Raw genomic sequence first — 18,143 nt, forward strand, 5'->3', positions numbered from 1 at the left:
GTTCCGCCGTACCCAAAATCAAGCGTTTCGGGGCAACCCCTGCCACCTTATTGGGCTTTTTCATTGGCCATTGGAGAAAGCTTGAACGTCACCTCGGTCGAAGTTTCACAGGCCCCGGTTGTGCGGCAGCAGCCTCAATGGAGAGACCCGGCACAGGTCGAGCAGGTCCGGGATGTACTGGCGGCCCTTCCCCCGCTCGTGGAGGCCGAATCGCTGGGCAGGCTCCGGGAGTTGCTCGCCGGAGTTGCCGCCGGGCAGGCACAGGTGGTGCAGGCGGGTGACTGCGCGGAGGATCCCGCGGAATGCACCGCAGTCGACGTGGAGCGGAAGGTGGGACTCCTCAACGTGCTCGCCGGCGTCATGAACGCGATCACTCATCAGCCGGTGGTGCGGGTGGGCCGGATCGCAGGCCAGTACGCCAAGCCCCGGTCGGCGCACACCGAGCGGGTCGGTGGCGTCGAGCTTCCGGTGTACCGCGGGCACATGGTGAACGGTCCGGAGCCGAACCCGGAAGCACGGCGGCACGATCCCCGGCGCCTGTTAGCGGGCTACCGGGCGGCGAGCCAGCTCATGGCCAACCTCAGCCCGACGCCACGGGCGCGCATCGATCCGGCGGTGTGGACCAGCCACGAGGCTCTGCTGCTCGACTACGAGATTCCGATGCTGCGCCGGGATCGGGAGGGCCGAGTCGCGCTCACTTCCACCCACTGGCCGTGGGTCGGCGAGCGAACCCGCCAGCTCGACGGAGCCCACGTCGCGCTGTTGGCAGATGTGGTCAACCCGGTCGCGTGCAAGGTCGGACCGCGTATGACGGTCGCCGAGCTGCTCGGGCTGTGCGCGCGGCTCGACCCTGAACGGGAGCCGGGCCGGCTTACCTTGATCGCTCGGATGGGTGCTGACGCGACCATGGATCTGCTGCCGCCGTTGGTCCAGGCCGTGCGCGCCGCCGGACACCCGGTGATCTGGCTGGTCGACCCCATGCACGCCAACACGGTGACCACCGCTGAGGGACGCAAGACCCGCATGGTGGAGACGATCGTCCGGGAAGTCACGGCCTTCCAGGTCGCCGTTCGCACAGCCGGCGGAATTCCGGGCGGGATACACCTGGAGACCACTCCCGACGACGTGACCGAATGCGTCGACGCCCGATGCGGCACCGACCGGATCGGCGAGAACTACACGACGTTGTGCGACCCGCGCCTCAACCCTCGCCAGGCAGTATCGGTGGTCTCGGCCTGGCAGACGCAGATGATGATGAACCGGGCCGAGGGAGAACCGTGCCGGGCATAGCGCCGATTCCAGCCTACCCATTGCCCACGACGGAAGAACTGCCCGTCAGCACCGCGCAGTGGACCCTCGACCCGCGCCGGGCGGTGCTGCTCGTGCACGACATGCAGCGCTATTTCCTCGCGCCGTTTCCCTCGTCGGTGCGTGACCCGCTGGTGCGCCACTGTGTGCTGCTGCGGGAGCGCTGTACTGCGCTCGGGGTCCCGGTGTTCTACACCGCGCAACCCGGTGGCATGACGGATGAGGAACGCGGCCTGCTGAAGGACTTCTGGGGTCCGGGGATGAAGGTGGACCCCATCGACCGTCAGATCGTCTCGGAGCTCGCACCCCGGCCGGCGGACCAGGTGCTCACCAAGTGGCGCTACAGCGCGTTCTTCCGCTCGGACCTGCTGGCGCAGATGCGCGACCAGGGCCGAGACCAGCTGATCGTCTGCGGGGTGTACGCGCATGTCGGTGTACTGGTGACGGCCCTCGAGGCATTCACCAACGACATCCAGCCGTTTCTGGTGGCCGACGCCGCCGGCGACTTCTCCGCCGAGTACCACCGGCTGGCTCTCGACTACGCGGCCACTCGCTGCGCGGTGGTCACCACCACCGAGGAGGTCTTCCAATGAACTCGCCGCAGTTACTCCAGCAGGTGCTGGGGCCCGATCCGGGCGCCTTCGCCCTGCTGCACCGCCCCGAGACGCTGGGCCCGGACCGAGTGGAGATCCTGCTGGGCCAGGTCAGCACCCCGGCCCGGCTCGCCGACATCCCGCTGGCCGATGTGGCCGATCTGGCCGGACGGCCCGGCGAGGCCCGGCATGAAGCGCTGGTCCTGGTGCCCCACCAGCAGATCACCGAGCGCGGCTTCGCCGCCGCCGCGGACGGCTCACCGCTGCTCGCGATGTCAGTGACCCGCCAAGGGCAGATCACCACGTCCGAGGCGCTGAAATCCCTGCCGGACGAGCCGATCACCCTGACCGGGGGGCGTTTCGACACCGAGGACGACGCCTACGCCGACACGGTGCGCGCGGTGCTCGACAACGAGATAGGCACCGGAGAGGGCTCGAACTTCGTCATCAAGCGCTCGTTCGTCACCACGATCACCGGGTACTCCACGCGCAGCGCACTGAGCCTGTTCCGCCGGTTGGTCACCCGGGAGAGCGGCGCCTACTGGACCTTCCTCGTGCACACCGGCACTCGGACCTTCGTCGGCGCCACACCGGAGCGCCACGTCAGCCTGCGGGACGGGATCGCGGCGATGACCCCGATCAGCGGCACCTACCGCTACCCGCCGACAGGACCGGTCCTGTCGGAGGTCATGGATTTCCTCACCGACGGCAAAGAGACCGACGAGTTGTACATGGTCCTGGACGAGGAACTGAAAATGATGGCCCGGGTCTGCCAGGGCGGTGGGCGGGTGGTGGGCCCGTTCCTGCGGGAAATGGCGTGGCTCGCGCACACCGAGTACATCATCGAGGGGCGCAGCGACCTCGATCCCCGGGACATCCTGCGGGAAACAATGTTCGCCCCCACGGTGACCGGCAGCCCGCTCGAGAACGCCTGCCGGGTGATCGCCCGCTACGAGCCGCGCGGCCGCGGGTATTACGGGGGCGTCGCGGCCCTCATCGGCCGCGACGCCGGGGGCGCGCGCACCCTGGACTCGGCCATCCTCATCCGCACCGCCGACATCAGTACCTCGGACGTCGACGACAGCGGTCATGTCGAGGTCGGGGTGGGCGCAACCCTGGTCCGGCACTCCGACCCCGACACCGAGGTCGCCGAGACCCGCACCAAGGCCGCAGGCCTGCTCTCGGCGCTGGGCGCCGACGAGCGGCTCGACGAGCACCCGCTGATCCAGGAAGCTCTGGGCAGGCGCAACGCGACGATCGCGAACTTCTGGCTCACCGACGCAGACGCGCGAGCGCAGCCGCATCCGGTGCTGGCCGGCCGCCGGGCGCTGATCATCGATGCCGAGGACACCTTCAGCTCGATGCTGGCCCACCAGCTGCGCGCCATCGGGCTGACCGTGCAACTCAGCCGCTTCGACGCACCCCACCGCTTCGACGACCACGATCTCGTCGTACTGGGCCCCGGACCCGGCGACCCGCGGGAGGCCGACCACCCCAGGATGGCTCACCTCACCTCGGCGATCGAGCACTTGCTGGCCCGGCGCATCCCCTTCCTGGCTGTGTGCCTGAGCCATCAGTTGCTCTGCCGGCACCTCGGGCTCGGGCTGAGGCGCCGGGAGGTCCCGAACCAGGGCACCCAGCGCGAGATCGACCTGTTCGGCTCGCGGGAACGGGTGGGCTTCTACAACTCCTACGTGGCCTGCGGACGGGCTGAGCAGTTGGAGTGTCCTGGCGTTGGCGAGGTGAAGGTCAGCCTCGACGCCGGCACGGGCGAGGTGCATGCCCTGCGCGGGCCGCACTTCAGCTCGGTGCAGTTCCACCTCGAATCGGTGCTCACCCAGGACGGGGAGCGCGTCCTGGGTGAACTGCTGGCGCCGCTGATGGAGACCAAGGAGGCACTGAAGGGATGAAAGCCACCATCTCCTGGTGGGACCTCTCCGGGTCCGACCAGACCATCGACTCGTTACGCGTCTACCTGCGAGACGAGGGCGTGGAACCGTGGGCGCAGATTCACGGGCTGCGGCTGAAGTTCTGGATCTCCGACCCGCAGACCAACCGCTGGGGCGCGGTGATGCTGTGGGAGTCCACAGCCGACCTGACGGCACCGATGCCGCCGAACCGTGCCACCGAGCTCATCGGATACCCGCCGACCGACCGCATGATGACCGACATCGAGGCCATCGTCGAAGGTGTCCACTCCGGCCGGCTGGTCGATCGCGGCCTGGCCTTCGAACCGACAGGGAAGTCGTCGTGAGCGCATCGCCCCAACCCCGGCCGGCCGAAGAGTTCGTCACCCCGCCCGCCGACCCGATGGGCCTGCTCCGGGCCTGGTTCGACAGCGCCGTCGCGAACGCCGTCCGAGAGCCGGGGGCGCTGGCGCTGGCCTCCGCCGATGCCCGCGGTCACGCCTCCAACCGGATCGTGCAGGTGCTCGCCGTCCGCGATACGGGTCTGGTGTTCACCAGCCACGCCGACAGCCGCAAGGGCCGGGACCTGGCCGAGACGGGCTGGGCATCAGGCGTGCTCTACTGGCGCGAGGCCGGCCGCCAGGTGAGCGTGACCGGCCCGACCCATCCGCTGCCCGACGAGGAGTCCGACGCCCTGTGGGCGGCCCGGCCGGTCGGCGCGCACCCGATGTCGGTGGCTTCGCATCAGAGCGCGCCGCTGCTGGACGAGGACGCGCTGCGGAAGCAGGCCGAGGAACTGGGTCGCGACGGCTTGGCGCTGCCTCGCCCGGCCCGCTGGCTGGGCTATCTGCTGGAGCCCGCGGCGGTCGAGTTCTGGCAGGCCGACCCGGACCGGTTGCACCAGAGGCTGCTTTATGAGCGTGACGGTTCCGGCTGGCGTACTGGCCGGCTCCAGCCCTGACCGTGCCCTGGGCAGTGCATTCGAGAGGAAGAAAGGCAAGTCGATGTGTGGAATCACGGGCTGGGTCTCGTTCGATCGGGATCTGACTCAGCAGCGCGCGGAGCTGGACGCGATGACAGCGACCATGGCCTGCCGGGGACCGGACGCCGAAGGCACCTGGGTCGACCGGCATGCGGCGCTCGGCCATCGAAGGCTGGCGGTCATCGACATCGAAGGCGGCACCCAGCCCATGGAGGTGCGCACCGACGACGGCGCGGTGGCGATCACCTACAGCGGTGAGGTCTACAACTTCACCGAACTCAGGAGCGAGTTACTCCGTCGTGGCCACCGGTTCCGGACCCGCAGTGATACCGAGGTGGTGCTCCACGGCTACCTGGAGTGGGGCGAGGCAGTCGCCGAACGCCTCAACGGCATGTACGCCTTCGCCGTCTGGGATGCCAGGACCGACAAGCTCGTGATGATCCGCGACCGGATGGGCGTCAAGCCGCTCTATTTCTCCAGCACCGACGACGGGGTGCTGTTCGGCGCCGAGCCGAAGGCGATCCTCGCCAACCCGCTGGCGGACCGCGCGGTCGACCTCGACGGACTGCGTGAGCTGGTCAGCTTCACCCAGACGCCGGGGAGTGCGGTGTGGTGCGGGATGCGCGAGGTGGTACCGGGCGGCGTGGTCACCGTCGACCGCGCCGGCCTGCGCGAGCGGCGCTACTGGACCCTGCCGACCCGTACGCACACCGATGACCGGAAGACCACGGTCGCCCACGTGCGCGACCTGCTCGAGGACATCGTGAGCCGGCAACTGGTCTCCGACGTGCCGCGCTGCACCCTGCTTTCCGGCGGGCTGGACTCCAGTGTGATCACCGCGCTGGCCGCCGCCAAGCTCGGCAGGCCCGGGGAGCACGGCGAGCCCGGGGAGAAGGTGCGCAGCTTCGCGGTGGACTTCGTCGGGCGGGAGGACGATTTCGTCGCTGACGAGCTGCGCGCCACGTCGGACGCCCCCTACGCGCTGGAGGTGGCCGCACACGTCGGCGCGCAGCACGAGACCATCGTGCTCGACCATGCCGCGATCGCCGACCCGGCGGTGCGCCGTGCGGTCATCACCGCGCGCGACAGTCCGCTCAGCCTCGGCGACATGGATGCCTCGCTCTACTTGCTGTTCCAGGCCATCCGCGAGCAGTCCACGGTCGCCCTGTCCGGGGAGTCCGCCGACGAGGTCTTCGGCGGGTACAGGTGGTTCCACCAGCCGGAAGTCCAGGCCGCGGACACCTTCCCCTGGATGGCCGTCTTCGTCAGCGGCGCGCGGGCCCAGGTGTCCGACCGGTTCAATGCCGACATCACCGCGGCCCTCGACCTGCCCACCTACATTCGCGACCGCTACGCCGACGCGGTTGCCGAGGTCGAGCGGGCCGACGGTGAGAGCGACCACGAGATGCGGATGCGGGTGATGTGCTACCTCCACCTGACCCGCTTCGTCCGCATGCTCCTGGAGCGCAAGGACCGGATCAGCATGGCCGTCGGACTGGAGGTCCGGGTCCCCTTCTGCGACCATCGGCTCACCGAGTACGTCTACAACACCCCGTGGTCGTTGAAGACCTTCGACGGCAGGGAGAAGAGTCTGCTCCGCGCCGCAACTGCCGACCTGCTGCCCCAGTCGGTGCTGAGCCGGGTGAAGGCTCCCTACCCGGCGACTCTGGATCCGCACTACACCGGCGCGCTGCTGCAGCAGTGCAAGGAACTGCTCACGACCGACGACCCGGTGTTCGATCTGGTCGACCGCAGCTGGCTGCAGGACATCACGCGGCAGGACTCGGGTGCGATGCCCATCGACGTCCGCAACGGGATGGAGCGCGTACTCGATCTGAGTACCTGGTTGGACATCTACCGCCCCGAGCTCCGGCTCTGACCGATATCGCCGCCGCTGCCTGCGAGCGGAGACGGTCGCAGGCAGCGGTCGGCAGCCCAGCCGCACGCACCGATCACGAGCGACAACATCCACGCCCACATCACGGATTGAGGGGTTCGAGATGGGAACAGACAACACTCGGCCTGGCGGCTTCGAGACCGACCTCGACCTGCGTGCCCGGCACCGTGCCGTCGTCGCGGATTACATGAGCCGGAAGGGCGAGAACCGATTGACGCGGTATCAGCTCTTCACCGAGGACGGCAGCGCCGGCCTCTGGACGAGCGATACCGGTGAGCCGATCGCCTCCCAGGGGCACGAGAAGCTCAAGGCGCACGGCGAGTGGTCATTGCGCATGTTCCCCGACTGGGAATGGAAGAACGTGGAGATCTTCGAGACACAGGACCCCAACAGGTTCTGGGTCGAGTGTGACGGAGAGGGTCAGATTCTCTACCCGGACTACCCGCCCGGCTACTACAGGAACCACTTCATACACTCGTTCCTGCTCGAGAACGGAAAGATCAAGCAGAACCGCGAGTTCATGAACCCGTTCCAGCAACTGCGTGCGTTGGGGATCGAGGTACCGAAGGTCAACCGCGGCGGGATCCCTACATAGGGCCTGCCCGCTGCCGGGTTCAAGTTTTTCGCACCCACAGCAAGGAACATCGGATGGAATCTCGGCTCAACCCGTACATCGCCTTCAACGGGAACGCACGGCAGGCGATCGAGTTCTACCAGGAAGTCCTCGGCGGCAAGCTGGAGATCGGCACGTTCGGGGACTTCGGCTCGTCGGAGATGCCCGACGCCGACAAGGTCATGCACGCCGTGCTCGACACCGCGGACGGGTACCGGGTGATGGCGTGGGACGTCCCGGAGCGGGTGCCCTTCAACCCGGGCAACAACGTTGCGCTGTACCTCGGCGGAGACGACACCAAGCTCCGCGACTACTTCGAGAAGCTGGCCGTCGATGGCACCGTGACGATGCCGCTGGAGAAGCAGTCATGGGGTGACGAGGCCGGCACGCTCGTCGATCGGTTCGGGATCACCTGGATGGTCAACATCACCCAGCGGCAGTCCTGATCGACCACGACGGCCGTCAGACGCCCTACTGCGGACATCCCGTCTTCGAATGGAGAGGTCTCAATGACAGTCGACGTGCAGGCCACTCGAGACGTGGTCGACATCATCACCGGTGGATGGAGGGCGCAGGCACTCTACACCGCCGTCAAACTGGGGCTGCCGGACCATATCGAGGCCGGCCGGGCCACCTCCGTCGAACTCGCCAAGTCGACCGGGGCGAATGAAGAGGGCATTCACCGCCTGATGCGCCTTCTGGTGGCCATGGGCGTATTCGAGGGCAACGAGTCGGCCGGCTACCGGAGTACCGATGTGAGCGCGGCACTGCTCGACGGCCCTCAGTCCCTACGCGACATGTGCCTGCTCTACGGCGAGGAGTTCTACTCCGCCTGGGGCCACGCCCACCACGCCATCAGTACGGCAAGCTCGGGTTTCGAGGTCGCCTACGGCCAGTCGTTCTACGACTATCTCGGTCAGGATGCGGCCACCGCCAGGCGATTCCAGCACACCATGAACGCCGGAAGCATGTTCTTCCACCAAGTACCCGAGATCTTCGACTTCTCCGGCGGCAAGATGGTCGTGGACGTGGGTGGAGGGGGCGGACACCTGCTCGCCACGATCCTCGGCGCCGCACCGGATGCCAGAGGCACGCTCTTCGACCGCGAACACATGATGCCCAAGGCGCGTGAGCACCTGGCCGCCACCATCGGACTGGACCGCGTCGACCTGGTCGGTGGCGACATGTTCGAAGGCGTCCCGACCGGCGGGGACGTCTACATCCTCTGCCGAGTGCTGGCCGGCTGGGACGACGACGCGGTCGTCAAAGTCTTCGACAACTGCCGCCGCGCCATGGCGGACTCCTCGTCGCGACTGCTCATCCTCGACCGTTTCGTCGAGGACGAGAACTCCACCATGCTGCCCGCTCTGTGGGATCTGCACCTCCTGATGACAACCGGCGGCCGGCACCGCACCGTTGAGGGGATCACGGCGCTGCTGAACCGGGCCGGCCTGGACGTCGGGGCGGTCACCGAGTTGCCCATGGAGACGACCGCCCTGATCGCTCGATCTCGATGAGGAGATCTCCAGTGCTCACGATGGCAACCATCGGCGTCTATGGCTTCGACGGCGATTCCTTCCTGCAACAACTACAGCGGGCGAACGTTCGTCTACTGCTCGACGTACGTCAGCGCCGCGGCGTCCGCGGACCCGACTACGCCTGGGCGAACTCACGCCGGCTGCAGGCGGCCCTCGCCGACGCCGGGATCGCCTACGAACACCACCGGGAACTCGCCCCGACCACCGAGCTGCGTCAGCTCCAGTACGCCGAGGACGACCGCCTCGGGGTCGGCAAACGCTCCCGCCGCGAACTCGCTGCCGAGTACACCCGCCGCTACACGAGCGAGATCCTCGACCACGCCGACCTCGCGCCGATCGTGTCGGCGCTGCCGAGCGACGGAACCGCGGCGCTCTTCTGTGTCGAGCGCGACCCCGAGGCCTGCCACCGATCGTTGGTCGCCCAGCGGCTGACCGAACGGCACCACGTCACGATCGAGCACCTGCGGCCATGGTGACAAGCGACATTCTTCCGGCCGGCGCGCCGCGACCGCGGATCGCGGTGTTCGCCGGGCCGACGGCGACGATTCTGAACACACCAGACCTGATCACATCGAACAAGGCACGCACACGCCACGGTCTCCCGCTACGCCCCTCTCACTTCGACGTCCTGCGCCCTCAGCGGCTCGCAGCACCTGTGACGGTCTACATCGAGGCGTTCAGCGCGCATCCACTCGAACGAGATGCGGCCGGCTTGTACGCCCCTCCGGACGGCTGGCTCGACAAAGACGGCAACTTCCACCAGGAGCAGCCTTTCGACGACGCCACACCGGTGTATGTCGTCGAACTCGATCCCGCCGACGGTCTCTATCCCCTCCCTTACATGGCCAGACGGGCGAATGGATCCCCTTGGGAGGAAACCTCGACGACACCGTTCGCACCACCGGGAGCCGCTCGGCAGACGTTCTACCCCGACGCTCGCCGCTTCTACGAGGAGATCGAGCGGTTCGGCCTTGCCGACCACGGCACGCCCGTCGAGCTCTGGTCGAGCGCCGACTTCGACTTCTTCCGCGCTGCTCCGTCGGGCGGATACACCGCAGACCCCGATGCCGAGCGCCATGGGCAGGACTTCTTCGTCTACTACCCCTACCACCTGCAGAGCGAACCCGGCCTGACGAACCTCGCCGAGGCGACCAACCAGGTCCAGGCCGTCCTCGCCACGGGAAAGTACGCCGGCGTCCAATGGCTCGAGGGGAGTCCGACTGTCGAGGAGACCCTGTACTGGCTCGGACTGGTGGTCGACACGACGGTGCCACTCGTCGGACACGCGGCTCAACGCCGTCACCAGTCGTTGAGCGCCGACGGCGACCGCAACGTGGTGGACGGCGTGAAGTACATCGCGTCGGGTGTCGCCCTGAACGAGCGGGGCGAAGACCGCGTCGGTGCCTGCGTGATCGTCGATGAACTCGTCTACTCGGCCCGGGACGTGACCAAGGTCGACGCCCGACCGGGCGGTTACGAAGTCACCGGCGGTCATGGAGGAGTCGTTGCCGACCTGGGTGGCTATGGCCCCCCTCAACTCACGTACCTCCCGGTCCGTCGCCACACACATTGCTCGGAGCTACGCCTCACCGTGCTCCCCGAGCGGGTGCCCGGCGTCACCGGGACCTTGGACACGGGCGTGTCCTTGGCCGACGTCTCGACCAAGGACGCCGACGGACTCGTACCCACCGCCATGCCGCACGTCACGATCACCAAGTACACCCGGTATGCGGCAACACGGACCGGCACCGACGGTGCGCCCACCGCCGACGACGAGGTCGAGATCTTCGCACGGATCAACGCCAATCTCGCCGGTGCGCCACTGGCCGGTTTCGTATGTGAAGGCATGTCGCCGTTCGGGATGGCCGACCCGACCAGGAACGCGGCATTGAGCGTCGCCCTCTTCGCCGGCATGCCGGTGGTCCGCACCGGCCGCGGCAACACCGGAGGCATGGCGTACCGGACCGACCCGACGTTCATCTCGGGCAACAACCTCACAGCCACCAAAGCGCGCATGCTTCTCATGGCCGCGCTGCTCAAACTCGGTGCCCTGCCCCCTGCCGCAGATCCGTTCAACCCGACTTCTGACGAGCGTGCCGCCACAGAAAAGGCAGTCGCTCGATACCAGACCCTGTTCGACACCCACTGACCCGACACGTGTCCACCGACTCCCCACTTCGAGAACGGGAACCCATGGGTACATATGAGTACGTGGTGGCCGACGTCTTCACCGACGTCGCGCTGGAAGGAAACCCGACCGCGGTCTTCGTGGATTCCTCCCGCATTTCCCCCGAGCGCATGCAGCAGATCGCGCAGGAGATGCACCTGTCGGAGACCGTTTTCGTCCTTCCCGCGGAAGGCGACGGTGATGTGCGGGTCCGCATCTTCACCCCGGTGAACGAGTTGCCGTTCGCCGGGCATCCGACCCTGGGTACTGCCATCGTGCTCGGCGAGTTGAAGGCGGCGGAGACGCTCCGCATGGAGACCGCCATGGGCACCGTGGCGTTCGATCTCGAGCGGGCCGGCGACGGCGCGGTCGGCGCGGCTCGCATGTGGCAACCCGTCCCGACGTGGGAACTCTACGACCGTGCCGACGAATTGCTCGCCGGTCTCGGTCTGGCGGCCTCCGCCTGCACCCTGCCGGTCGAGGTCTACTGCAACGGACCGCGGCACGTGTTCGTCGGCCTCGACAGCGTGGCTGCGCTCTCAGGTCTGGAGCCGGACCAGAGGATTCTCGCCAGGCTGCCCGACATGGCCGCCAACTGCTTCGCCGGTTCGGGCTCACGATGGCGGCTGCGGATGTTCTCGCCCGCCTATGGCGTAGTGGAGGACGCGGCCACCGGCTCGGCCGCTGGTGCGCTCGCGGTACACCTGGCCCGGCACGGACTGATTCCCTTCGGGGAGTGGATCGAGATCCAGCAGGGTGTCGAGATCGGCCGTCCTTCGACGATGCGGGCCCGGGCCATGGGGACGCCGCAACGGATCGAGTCGGTCCAGGTGGCGGGATCCGCCGTCGTCGTCGCCCGGGGAACGCTGTACGCGTAAGTGCCGAGAACCACAGGACGTAGGGTCCTTTTCATGAGTTACCGACCCATCATTCGGACCGGGTTAGGACGAGGCGACCGAGCACATCGGACGCGCAGCCGACTCCGACACCAAGGTGTGCTCTGTGTCGAGGGACGGGGGGAGTGATGACCGCCGAGGGGGAGGGGCTGTTCGAGTTGCCGGCGTCCGACACCCCGCCCGCTGAACCCGTGCGGGCCACCGCGCCGTTGGCGGTGCGGATGCGGCCGCGCGCGCTCGACGAGGTCGTCGGGCAGTCACACCTGCTGGGCCCCGGCGCGCCGCTGCGGCGGCTGGTGGAGGGCGGGGAGGCGGCGTCGGTGCTGCTCTACGGCCCGCCCGGCACCGGCAAGACCACGATCGCGCGTCTGCTCGCCACCGGCGCCACCCGGTACTTCGTCGCCCTCTCGGCGCTGTCCAGCGGAGTCAAGGAACTGCGCGAGGTGATCAACGACGCACGCCACCGCCACCACCGTCACAACCGGCAGACCGTGCTGTTCATCGACGAGGTCCACCGCTTCTCCAAGACCCAGCAGGATGCGTTGCTCGGAGCCGTCGAGGACAGGCTCGTGCTGCTCGTTGCTGCCACCACGGAGAACCCGTCCTTCTCGGTGGTCTCGCCGCTGCTCTCGCGGTTGCTGGTGTTGCAGCTCCGGTCCCTGAGCGAGGACGAGGTCCGCGAACTGCTGCGGCGGGCGGTGACGGATCAGCGCGGCCTCGACGGTTCGGTCTCGCTGTCGGCCGAGGCCGAGGACGCCCTGGTGCGCCTTGCCGCCGGCGATGCCCGTAGCGCGCTGACCGCGCTGGAGGCGAGTGCCGACGGGGTGGCTGACACGGGTGGCAAGGTGATCGACGTGCCGGCCGTGGAGCGGGCCGTCGCCCAGGCCACCGTGCGCTACGACCGGCAGGGTGACCAGCACTACGACGTCATCAGCGCGTTCATCAAGTCGATCCGCGGCTCGGACCCCGACGCCGCGCTGCACTACCTGGCACGCATGCTCGTGGCTGGGGAGGACCCACGGTTCGTCGCGCGGCGGCTGTTGGTGCACGCCAGTGAGGACGTCGGGCTGGCCGACCCCACAGCGCTGCAGGCCGCCGTCGCCGCGGCGCAGACGGTCCAGCTGATCGGGATGCCCGAGGCCCGACTCGCCCTGGCGCAGGCCACCGTGCATCTGGCCCTGGCGCCGAAGTCGAACTCGGTGATCGTCGGGATGGACGAGGCCATGGCCGACGTCCGGGCGGGCGCCGTCGGTGAGGTACCCGCTCACCTGCGACAGGGACGCTACGCAGGCGCCGCGGAGCTGGGCAACGCGGTCGGCTACCGCTACCCCCACCGCACGTCCGACGGAGTCCTGGAGCAGCAGTACCCGCCGGACGAACTGGTGGGGAAGGATTACTACCGCCCCACGCAGCACGGCGGGGAACGCATCCTGCACGAGCGTCTCACCAAGCTCCGCCGCGCAGTGCGCGGCGGGTAGAGGTAGTGCCGCTGTCGTCAGGGTGCGGAAATCACTCACCTGCCCGGCTGGTCGTGCCGGTTGAACCGGCACGACCAGCCGAGGTCGCATCACGCGACGGCGGTTCCCTCGAGCTCGACCATCTGGCCGGGGATCGCCAGTCGCTTCACCTCGAGCATCGTGGTGGTCGGCGCCACCCCCGCGGCGCCCAACCGCCCCGCCAGCACGCCGTAGTGCTGGAAGAGCAGATCGACGTCGGTCGTGTAGACGTTGAGCCGGACGAGGTTCGCGAAGGACATGCCGGCCTCGCCGAGCACGGCCTCCACGTTGTCGATGCTCAGCTTCAACTGAGCCGCCATGTCATCGTCATGCAGGGGCTTGCCGTCGCCGCTCATCGCGGTCTGCCCCGAGATGTACAGGGTCCGTGTGTGTCCGGAGACGACCTCCCCCTGGTTGAATCCCATCTCCACCGACCACGGCACCGGGTTGACCGCCGCTCGTTCCATTGCCACCCCAACTCGATTCGATTCATTGGCAGTACGTCCGTCCGTGGGCTCGCTCGTCGCCGGTTCGGACGTCGCGATCATGAGCCTCCCAAGAAATCACGACATCCTCAGTCATGTATTCCGTTACAGTTTTCGTATGCGCGCCGACCGGTTGTTCTCGCTGGTGCTGCTGCTGCGCCACCGGGGTCGGCTCACTGCGGACGAGCTGGCTCGCGAGCTGGAGGTATCCACCCGCACCGTGCTGCGCGACATCGAGGCGCTGTCCGCGGCCGGTGTCCCGGTCTACGCCGAACGCGGGCGGCACGGCGGTTTCGCCTTGTTGCCCGGTTTCCGGACCGAGCTCGCCGGACTGAACCACGACGAGGCCCTTGCCTTGCTGACCGCCGGATCGGGGCGCGGCGAGCAGGTGTTCGGCCTCGGCTCGGCGCTCGCCTCGGCCATGCGCAAAGTGGTCGACGCGCTGCCCGAAAGCCACCGGGCCTCCGCGAGCGACGCGACCCAGCGATTTCTCGTCGACCCGGAGACCGACCTGCTCTCACGCCGGCCGGCCACCGCGGAGTTACCCGACACCACAATGATCGAGATCCGGCGCGCGGTGCTCGCCGGACACAAGCTGCGCATCCACTACGCGGCCACGGGCCAGGCACCGCAGTGGCGCACGGTGGACCCGATCGGCCTGGTCACCGTACGCGACCGGGGATACCTGCTGGCCACAAGATCCGGCGCAGACCGCACCTACCGGCTGTCGCGGGTGTTGGCCGCCGAGGAACTCCCCGAAGCGGCGCAGCGACCGAACCGGGTTGACCTGGACCGGATCTGGCGGGAACGCTCCGCGCAGTTCCTCTCCGGCGGCGACCACATCACCGTGCTGGTGCGGGTCAACCCGGCGCGGCGGGAGGACCTGCTGGACACCGCGCTGGCCGTCCGCGCAGAAGACCCCGACGCAGACGGCTGGTTGCGGCTGGAGGTCACCTTCCAAGATGCACGACACGCCGAATGGGCGCTGTGGCAGCTCAGTACGGACGCGGAAGCGCTGGCCCCGCAATCGCTGCGCACCTCCCTGCACAACCGCGCGACCGCGGTCGCCACCCGCTACAGACACTCACCCTGAGAGTGAGAAGCCGCTCACAGCCGTCATTCGACGCGGGTCATCCAGTCTTGTGGCCCCACTGCGGGCCGACAAGTTCCCATTCCCTGTCCCACTGCTCGATGCGTTGCCGTTCGAGCTTCCACCGGGCGAGGCCTCCAACGCCGAGGGCGAGGCCGGCGAATGCCAGTACGGCCCCGGTGGCCAGGAGACCGGCTTCTACGGCCGAATCGGAGGGACTCGGGGGCTCCGTGACGACCTGATCCCTGTCGTCCGTCCAGACCAGGACCCTGGATCCGGCCTTGAGACCGGTATTCACCAGGGCCTTGTCGGTGTGGACGGATCCTTCGGGCGCCGTCCACCGTACCCGCGTGGAGATCTTGTCGATCGTGGTCCAGCTCCCCGTCGGCTTTCGAGGTACGTCGGTGAGGAGCACGGCGTGCACGGGATGTCGCTCCAGTCGCTGCCGGGTGAACACCTCACTGGCCGAGTGGGTTGTCAGCAGGCCGACGACGGTGCCTCCCACGGCGACAACCACCCATATGGCCAGTACCACCCAGGCCTCGACGATGTCGCCATGCCGCCGTAGGGGATTGTTCCGCCATCGCCAAAGCATCTTCTTGGTACGCCGGTTGCCGTTCATGACCCTCCCTCGCGCCGTCATCGCACTGCCCATGAAGGTGACAGCCGGAAGCGAGCCGCGGCATGGGCCGACCAGGCCGTCATGGAGGGGCTATCCGGACCTGCTCGCAGCCGCGCCTGGTCCGTTCGTCCCGGTCCCCGCAGGTAGTGAGCCGGCGGCGCTTCCGGTTGCCTCAGGGTCGCTCTCCGGCACCGTCGGGACCCATGGGCCCTGATCCCCGGGCGTCATCCGGCGCAAGGTGAGAGAACGAAGTACCGCCGCACCCCATGGCTGAGGACAGACTGACCGATGTTCCCCGATGACGGCTTCCGCGAACTTGCGCGGCACGAGTGCCTGCGGCTGATGGCCAAGGCACCCGTCGGTCGCATCGTCTACACGCGCCAGGCCCTCCCTGCCGTGTCGCCGGTCAGCTTCAGCCTCGAAGCCGATGGTGCTGTGGTGGTGCGCACTTGCGAAGCTTCGGACCTGGTCCGCGCTGTCGACGGGGCAGTGGTCGCCTTCGAGGCCGATGACGTCGACACGGCCCGGCGGTCAGGGTGGAGCGTGGTCATCACAGGCGCGGCCACGGTGGTGACCGACCCCGCCGAGCACGAAGACCTGGCCCGCACGGGCCCTGTCTCCTGGGCGACGGCGTCGAAGGAGGTCTTCATCCGCATCGAGCCGGAACTGGTCACCGGCCGGGAGATGGTGTCGTCTGCCGCTGAGTCCTGCGCCTAGCAGGGCGGGCTGTCTGCCGGTAGGGCCGTTCGGGCATGCTGTCTCCCATGGTCAGGGAAGACGACGAGGGCACCGGCACGGACGAGCGGTCCGGAGCCGAGCGTTCCGGCGCGGTATCGCCGTTGCGGATGGACGCGCTCCTGAGCGAGCTGCAGGAGCACGTGGAGCGGGTCCGCGGTGGGCGGGACCGCATGCACACATTGCTGGACGCCGTGATGGCGATCGGCAGCGACCTCGATCTGGAGGATCTGCTGCGACGGATCGTGCAGTCGGCCGTCGATCTGGTGGACGCCACCTATGGCGCGCTGGGCGTGCTGGGCGAAGAGGGTACGATCCGGCAGTTCATCACGGTCGGCATGGACGAGGCGGCGATCGCGAAGGTCGGCCACTACCCCGAGGGGCGCGGCATTCTGGGCCTGCTGATCCGGGAACCCCAGCCGCTGCGACTGGACCATCTCGGGGAGCACCCGGCGTCGGTGGGTTTCCCGCCGGGACATCCGCCCATGCGTACGTTCCTGGGCGCCCCCGTGCAGGTGCGCGGGAAGGTCTTCGGCAACCTCTATCTGACGGACAAGCGTGGCGGTCTGGCCTTCGACGCCGACGACGAGGTGGTGCTGCAGAGCCTCGCCGCCGCCGCGGGCGTGGCGATCGACAACGCCCGCCTGTACGACGGCAGCCGCCACCGCGAGCGTCGCCTGTCCGCCAGCGCGGACATGACCCGTGCCCTGTTGTCGGGGACGCCCCCCGAGGAGATCCTGCGGTCCCTGGCCGACACGGTCCGGCAGATGACCGAGAGCGACCTGGTCACCCTGGCCCGGCCCGTGCGGGACGGCTCGGATCTGATCGTGGAGGCCGCGGCCGGTGAGCGGGCCGACGAGGTGCTCGGCCTGGCGCTGCCGGCGACCACCCTGGCGGCGAAGGTGTTCACCACCGGAGAGCCGATCACGAGTGAGACCCTCAGCGACGACCCCCGAGGAGCGGGTGGCAGCGCCTCCGCGGTGCGCCTGGGCCCTGCCTTTTTCGTGCCCGTAGGGGACAGCGAGGGGGTACGTGGTGTGCTGCTGGTGGCCAATGTGCCCGGCAGACCCTCTTTCAGTGACGCGGCCTTCGACATGGTCCTCACCTTTGCCGATCAGGCGGCCCTGGTGCTGAAGATCGCCGAGCACCGTCGGGAATCCGAACAGCTCACGCTGCTCGGTGACCGCGACCGCATCGCCCGCGACATGCACGACCAGGTCATCCAGCGTCTCTTCGCGGACGGACTGACGCTCCAAGCCGTGCTCGGCCACGTGCGCGACCAGCCCACCGCTGTCGAGCGCATCCAGCGGGTCGTGGACGACCTGGACGACACGATCAAGATCATCCGCTCGACCATCTTCGGCCTGCAGCACCGCGGCCGGCAGGAGCGATCCGGTGGACTGCGCGCCGAGCTGCTCGGCCTCACGGACGAAGCCACTCGGGTCCTCGGCTTCGCCCCGGCTCTGCGCATGACCGGTCTGCTGGACACCGACGTGCCCGCCACGCACGCGGGCCACCTCCTCGCGGTCCTGCGCGAAGCCCTGACCAACGCGGCCCGGCATGCCGAGGCCACGACGGTGGAGGTCACCGCCGAAGCCTTTGACCGGACGCTGCGGCTGACCGTCGCCGACAACGGACGCGGCGTCGACCCGGCCGTCACTCGCCGCAGCGGGCTGGCGAACCTGCGTAGCCGTGCCGAGGAACTCGGCGGTACCTTCGACGTCGCTCGCCGTGACCCTTCCGGCACGCTTCTGGAGTGGACCGTACCCCTGCCGGTCGGCGGCGAGACTGCTCGGGCGGGCGGGTGATCTGCC

Annotated in this window: 18 protein-coding genes; 16 read left to right on the forward strand and 2 right to left on the reverse strand. The window is 68.4% G+C overall.

Features of this window, described 5'->3' with window-relative positions:
* Positions 1–81 precede the first annotated feature (81 nt).
* From ACFYZZ_RS06350 to ACFYZZ_RS06410, 13 genes are all read left to right on the forward strand, one after another.
* On the forward strand, positions 82–1,290 hold the full coding sequence (locus ACFYZZ_RS06350) for a 3-deoxy-7-phosphoheptulonate synthase (RefSeq protein WP_389172284.1): 1,209 nt from the start codon (positions 82–84) through the stop codon (positions 1,288–1,290).
* Positions 1,278–1,901: an isochorismatase family protein gene (locus ACFYZZ_RS06355; RefSeq protein ID WP_389172285.1), complete on the forward strand. Its 624-nt coding sequence runs from the start codon at positions 1,278–1,280 to the stop codon at positions 1,899–1,901. Before ACFYZZ_RS06350 ends, ACFYZZ_RS06355 begins: the two co-directional genes overlap by 13 nt.
* Entirely contained in the window at positions 1,898–3,811 is a 1,914-nt protein-coding gene (locus tag ACFYZZ_RS06360; RefSeq protein ID WP_389172287.1) for an anthranilate synthase family protein, read from the forward strand. The genes ACFYZZ_RS06355 and ACFYZZ_RS06360 overlap by 4 nt, the downstream gene beginning before the upstream one ends.
* Positions 3,808–4,155 (forward strand): hypothetical protein, encoded by a 348-nt coding sequence (locus ACFYZZ_RS06365; RefSeq protein ID WP_389172289.1) that lies wholly within the window; start codon positions 3,808–3,810, stop codon positions 4,153–4,155. The genes ACFYZZ_RS06360 and ACFYZZ_RS06365 overlap by 4 nt, the downstream gene beginning before the upstream one ends.
* Positions 4,152–4,769 carry a phenazine biosynthesis FMN-dependent oxidase PhzG gene (gene phzG, locus ACFYZZ_RS06370; RefSeq protein ID WP_389172291.1) on the forward strand — a complete coding sequence of 206 codons (618 nt, stop codon included), beginning with the start codon at positions 4,152–4,154 and terminating at the stop codon, positions 4,767–4,769. Before ACFYZZ_RS06365 ends, phzG begins: the two co-directional genes overlap by 4 nt.
* Positions 4,770–4,812: 43 nt before the next feature.
* A complete protein-coding gene (asnB, locus tag ACFYZZ_RS06375; protein WP_389172293.1) occupies positions 4,813–6,669 on the forward strand; it encodes an asparagine synthase (glutamine-hydrolyzing) in 1,857 nt (618 codons plus the stop codon).
* A 121-nt stretch (positions 6,670–6,790) separates the two neighbouring features.
* A complete protein-coding gene (locus ACFYZZ_RS06380; RefSeq protein WP_389172294.1) occupies positions 6,791–7,282 on the forward strand; it encodes a PhzA/PhzB family protein in 492 nt (163 codons plus the stop codon).
* Between the two features lie 53 nt (positions 7,283–7,335).
* Complete coding sequence (locus ACFYZZ_RS06385; RefSeq protein WP_389172296.1) at positions 7,336–7,746, forward strand: VOC family protein; 411 nt, start codon at positions 7,336–7,338, stop codon at positions 7,744–7,746.
* A 63-nt stretch (positions 7,747–7,809) separates the two neighbouring features.
* Positions 7,810–8,817: a methyltransferase gene (locus ACFYZZ_RS06390; protein WP_389172298.1), complete on the forward strand. Its 1,008-nt coding sequence runs from the start codon at positions 7,810–7,812 to the stop codon at positions 8,815–8,817.
* A 20-nt stretch (positions 8,818–8,837) separates the two neighbouring features.
* A complete protein-coding gene (locus ACFYZZ_RS06395) occupies positions 8,838–9,314 on the forward strand; it encodes a DUF488 family protein (protein ID WP_389173638.1) in 477 nt (158 codons plus the stop codon).
* Positions 9,308–10,987 (forward strand): asparaginase domain-containing protein, encoded by a 1,680-nt coding sequence (locus ACFYZZ_RS06400; protein ID WP_389172300.1) that lies wholly within the window; start codon positions 9,308–9,310, stop codon positions 10,985–10,987. Before ACFYZZ_RS06395 ends, ACFYZZ_RS06400 begins: the two co-directional genes overlap by 7 nt.
* Before the next feature lie 62 nt (positions 10,988–11,049).
* Positions 11,050–11,883, forward strand: coding sequence for a PhzF family phenazine biosynthesis protein (locus ACFYZZ_RS06405; RefSeq protein WP_389172302.1), 834 nt, complete (start codon positions 11,050–11,052; stop codon positions 11,881–11,883).
* A 146-nt stretch (positions 11,884–12,029) separates the two neighbouring features.
* Positions 12,030–13,379 carry a replication-associated recombination protein A gene (locus ACFYZZ_RS06410; RefSeq protein ID WP_389172304.1) on the forward strand — a complete coding sequence of 450 codons (1,350 nt, stop codon included), beginning with the start codon at positions 12,030–12,032 and terminating at the stop codon, positions 13,377–13,379.
* 89 nt (positions 13,380–13,468) lie between these two features.
* Here the strand turns inward: ACFYZZ_RS06410 and ACFYZZ_RS06415 are convergent, their stop codons facing one another.
* Positions 13,469–13,864 carry a RidA family protein gene (locus tag ACFYZZ_RS06415; protein WP_389173640.1) on the reverse strand — a complete coding sequence of 132 codons (396 nt, stop codon included), beginning with the start codon at positions 13,862–13,864 and terminating at the stop codon, positions 13,469–13,471.
* 136 nt (positions 13,865–14,000) lie between these two features.
* On the opposite strand from ACFYZZ_RS06415, the gene ACFYZZ_RS06420 reads away from it, so the two are divergent.
* Positions 14,001–14,975 (forward strand): helix-turn-helix transcriptional regulator, encoded by a 975-nt coding sequence (locus ACFYZZ_RS06420; protein WP_389173642.1) that lies wholly within the window; start codon positions 14,001–14,003, stop codon positions 14,973–14,975.
* A 37-nt stretch (positions 14,976–15,012) separates the two neighbouring features.
* On the opposite strand, the gene ACFYZZ_RS06425 is transcribed toward ACFYZZ_RS06420, so the two are convergent.
* A complete protein-coding gene (locus tag ACFYZZ_RS06425; RefSeq protein ID WP_389172305.1) occupies positions 15,013–15,594 on the reverse strand; it encodes a hypothetical protein in 582 nt (193 codons plus the stop codon).
* A 288-nt stretch (positions 15,595–15,882) separates the two neighbouring features.
* Between ACFYZZ_RS06425 and ACFYZZ_RS06430 the strand changes: the two genes are divergently transcribed.
* Entirely contained in the window at positions 15,883–16,311 is a 429-nt protein-coding gene (locus ACFYZZ_RS06430) for a pyridoxamine 5'-phosphate oxidase family protein (RefSeq protein ID WP_389172307.1), read from the forward strand.
* A 47-nt stretch (positions 16,312–16,358) separates the two neighbouring features.
* Complete coding sequence (locus ACFYZZ_RS06435; protein WP_389172309.1) at positions 16,359–18,137, forward strand: GAF domain-containing protein; 1,779 nt, start codon at positions 16,359–16,361, stop codon at positions 18,135–18,137.
* The last annotated feature ends 6 nt before the right edge of the window (positions 18,138–18,143 follow it).

Source organism: Streptomyces sp. NPDC001816, assembly GCF_042892235.1.
Lineage (GTDB): Bacteria > Actinomycetota > Actinomycetes > Streptomycetales > Streptomycetaceae > Streptomyces.

Coding starts and splice junctions, on each gene's coding strand:
- ACFYZZ_RS06385 (WP_389172296.1), top strand. CDS start 7,336: ATGGAATCTCGGCTCAACCCGTACATCGCCTTCAACGGGAACGCACGG.
- ACFYZZ_RS06415 (WP_389173640.1), bottom strand. CDS start 13,864: ATGGAACGAGCGGCGGTCAACCCGGTGCCGTGGTCGGTGGAGATGGGA.
- ACFYZZ_RS06410 (WP_389172304.1), top strand. CDS start 12,030: ATGACCGCCGAGGGGGAGGGGCTGTTCGAGTTGCCGGCGTCCGACACC.
- ACFYZZ_RS06435 (WP_389172309.1), top strand. CDS start 16,359: ATGGTCAGGGAAGACGACGAGGGCACCGGCACGGACGAGCGGTCCGGA.
- ACFYZZ_RS06430 (WP_389172307.1), top strand. CDS start 15,883: ATGTTCCCCGATGACGGCTTCCGCGAACTTGCGCGGCACGAGTGCCTG.
- asnB (WP_389172293.1), top strand. CDS start 4,813: ATGTGTGGAATCACGGGCTGGGTCTCGTTCGATCGGGATCTGACTCAG.
- ACFYZZ_RS06395 (WP_389173638.1), top strand. CDS start 8,838: ATGGCAACCATCGGCGTCTATGGCTTCGACGGCGATTCCTTCCTGCAA.
- ACFYZZ_RS06380 (WP_389172294.1), top strand. CDS start 6,791: ATGGGAACAGACAACACTCGGCCTGGCGGCTTCGAGACCGACCTCGAC.
- ACFYZZ_RS06365 (WP_389172289.1), top strand. CDS start 3,808: ATGAAAGCCACCATCTCCTGGTGGGACCTCTCCGGGTCCGACCAGACC.
- ACFYZZ_RS06360 (WP_389172287.1), top strand. CDS start 1,898: ATGAACTCGCCGCAGTTACTCCAGCAGGTGCTGGGGCCCGATCCGGGC.
- ACFYZZ_RS06400 (WP_389172300.1), top strand. CDS start 9,308: ATGGTGACAAGCGACATTCTTCCGGCCGGCGCGCCGCGACCGCGGATC.
- ACFYZZ_RS06425 (WP_389172305.1), bottom strand. CDS start 15,594: ATGAACGGCAACCGGCGTACCAAGAAGATGCTTTGGCGATGGCGGAAC.
- ACFYZZ_RS06390 (WP_389172298.1), top strand. CDS start 7,810: ATGACAGTCGACGTGCAGGCCACTCGAGACGTGGTCGACATCATCACC.
- ACFYZZ_RS06420 (WP_389173642.1), top strand. CDS start 14,001: ATGCGCGCCGACCGGTTGTTCTCGCTGGTGCTGCTGCTGCGCCACCGG.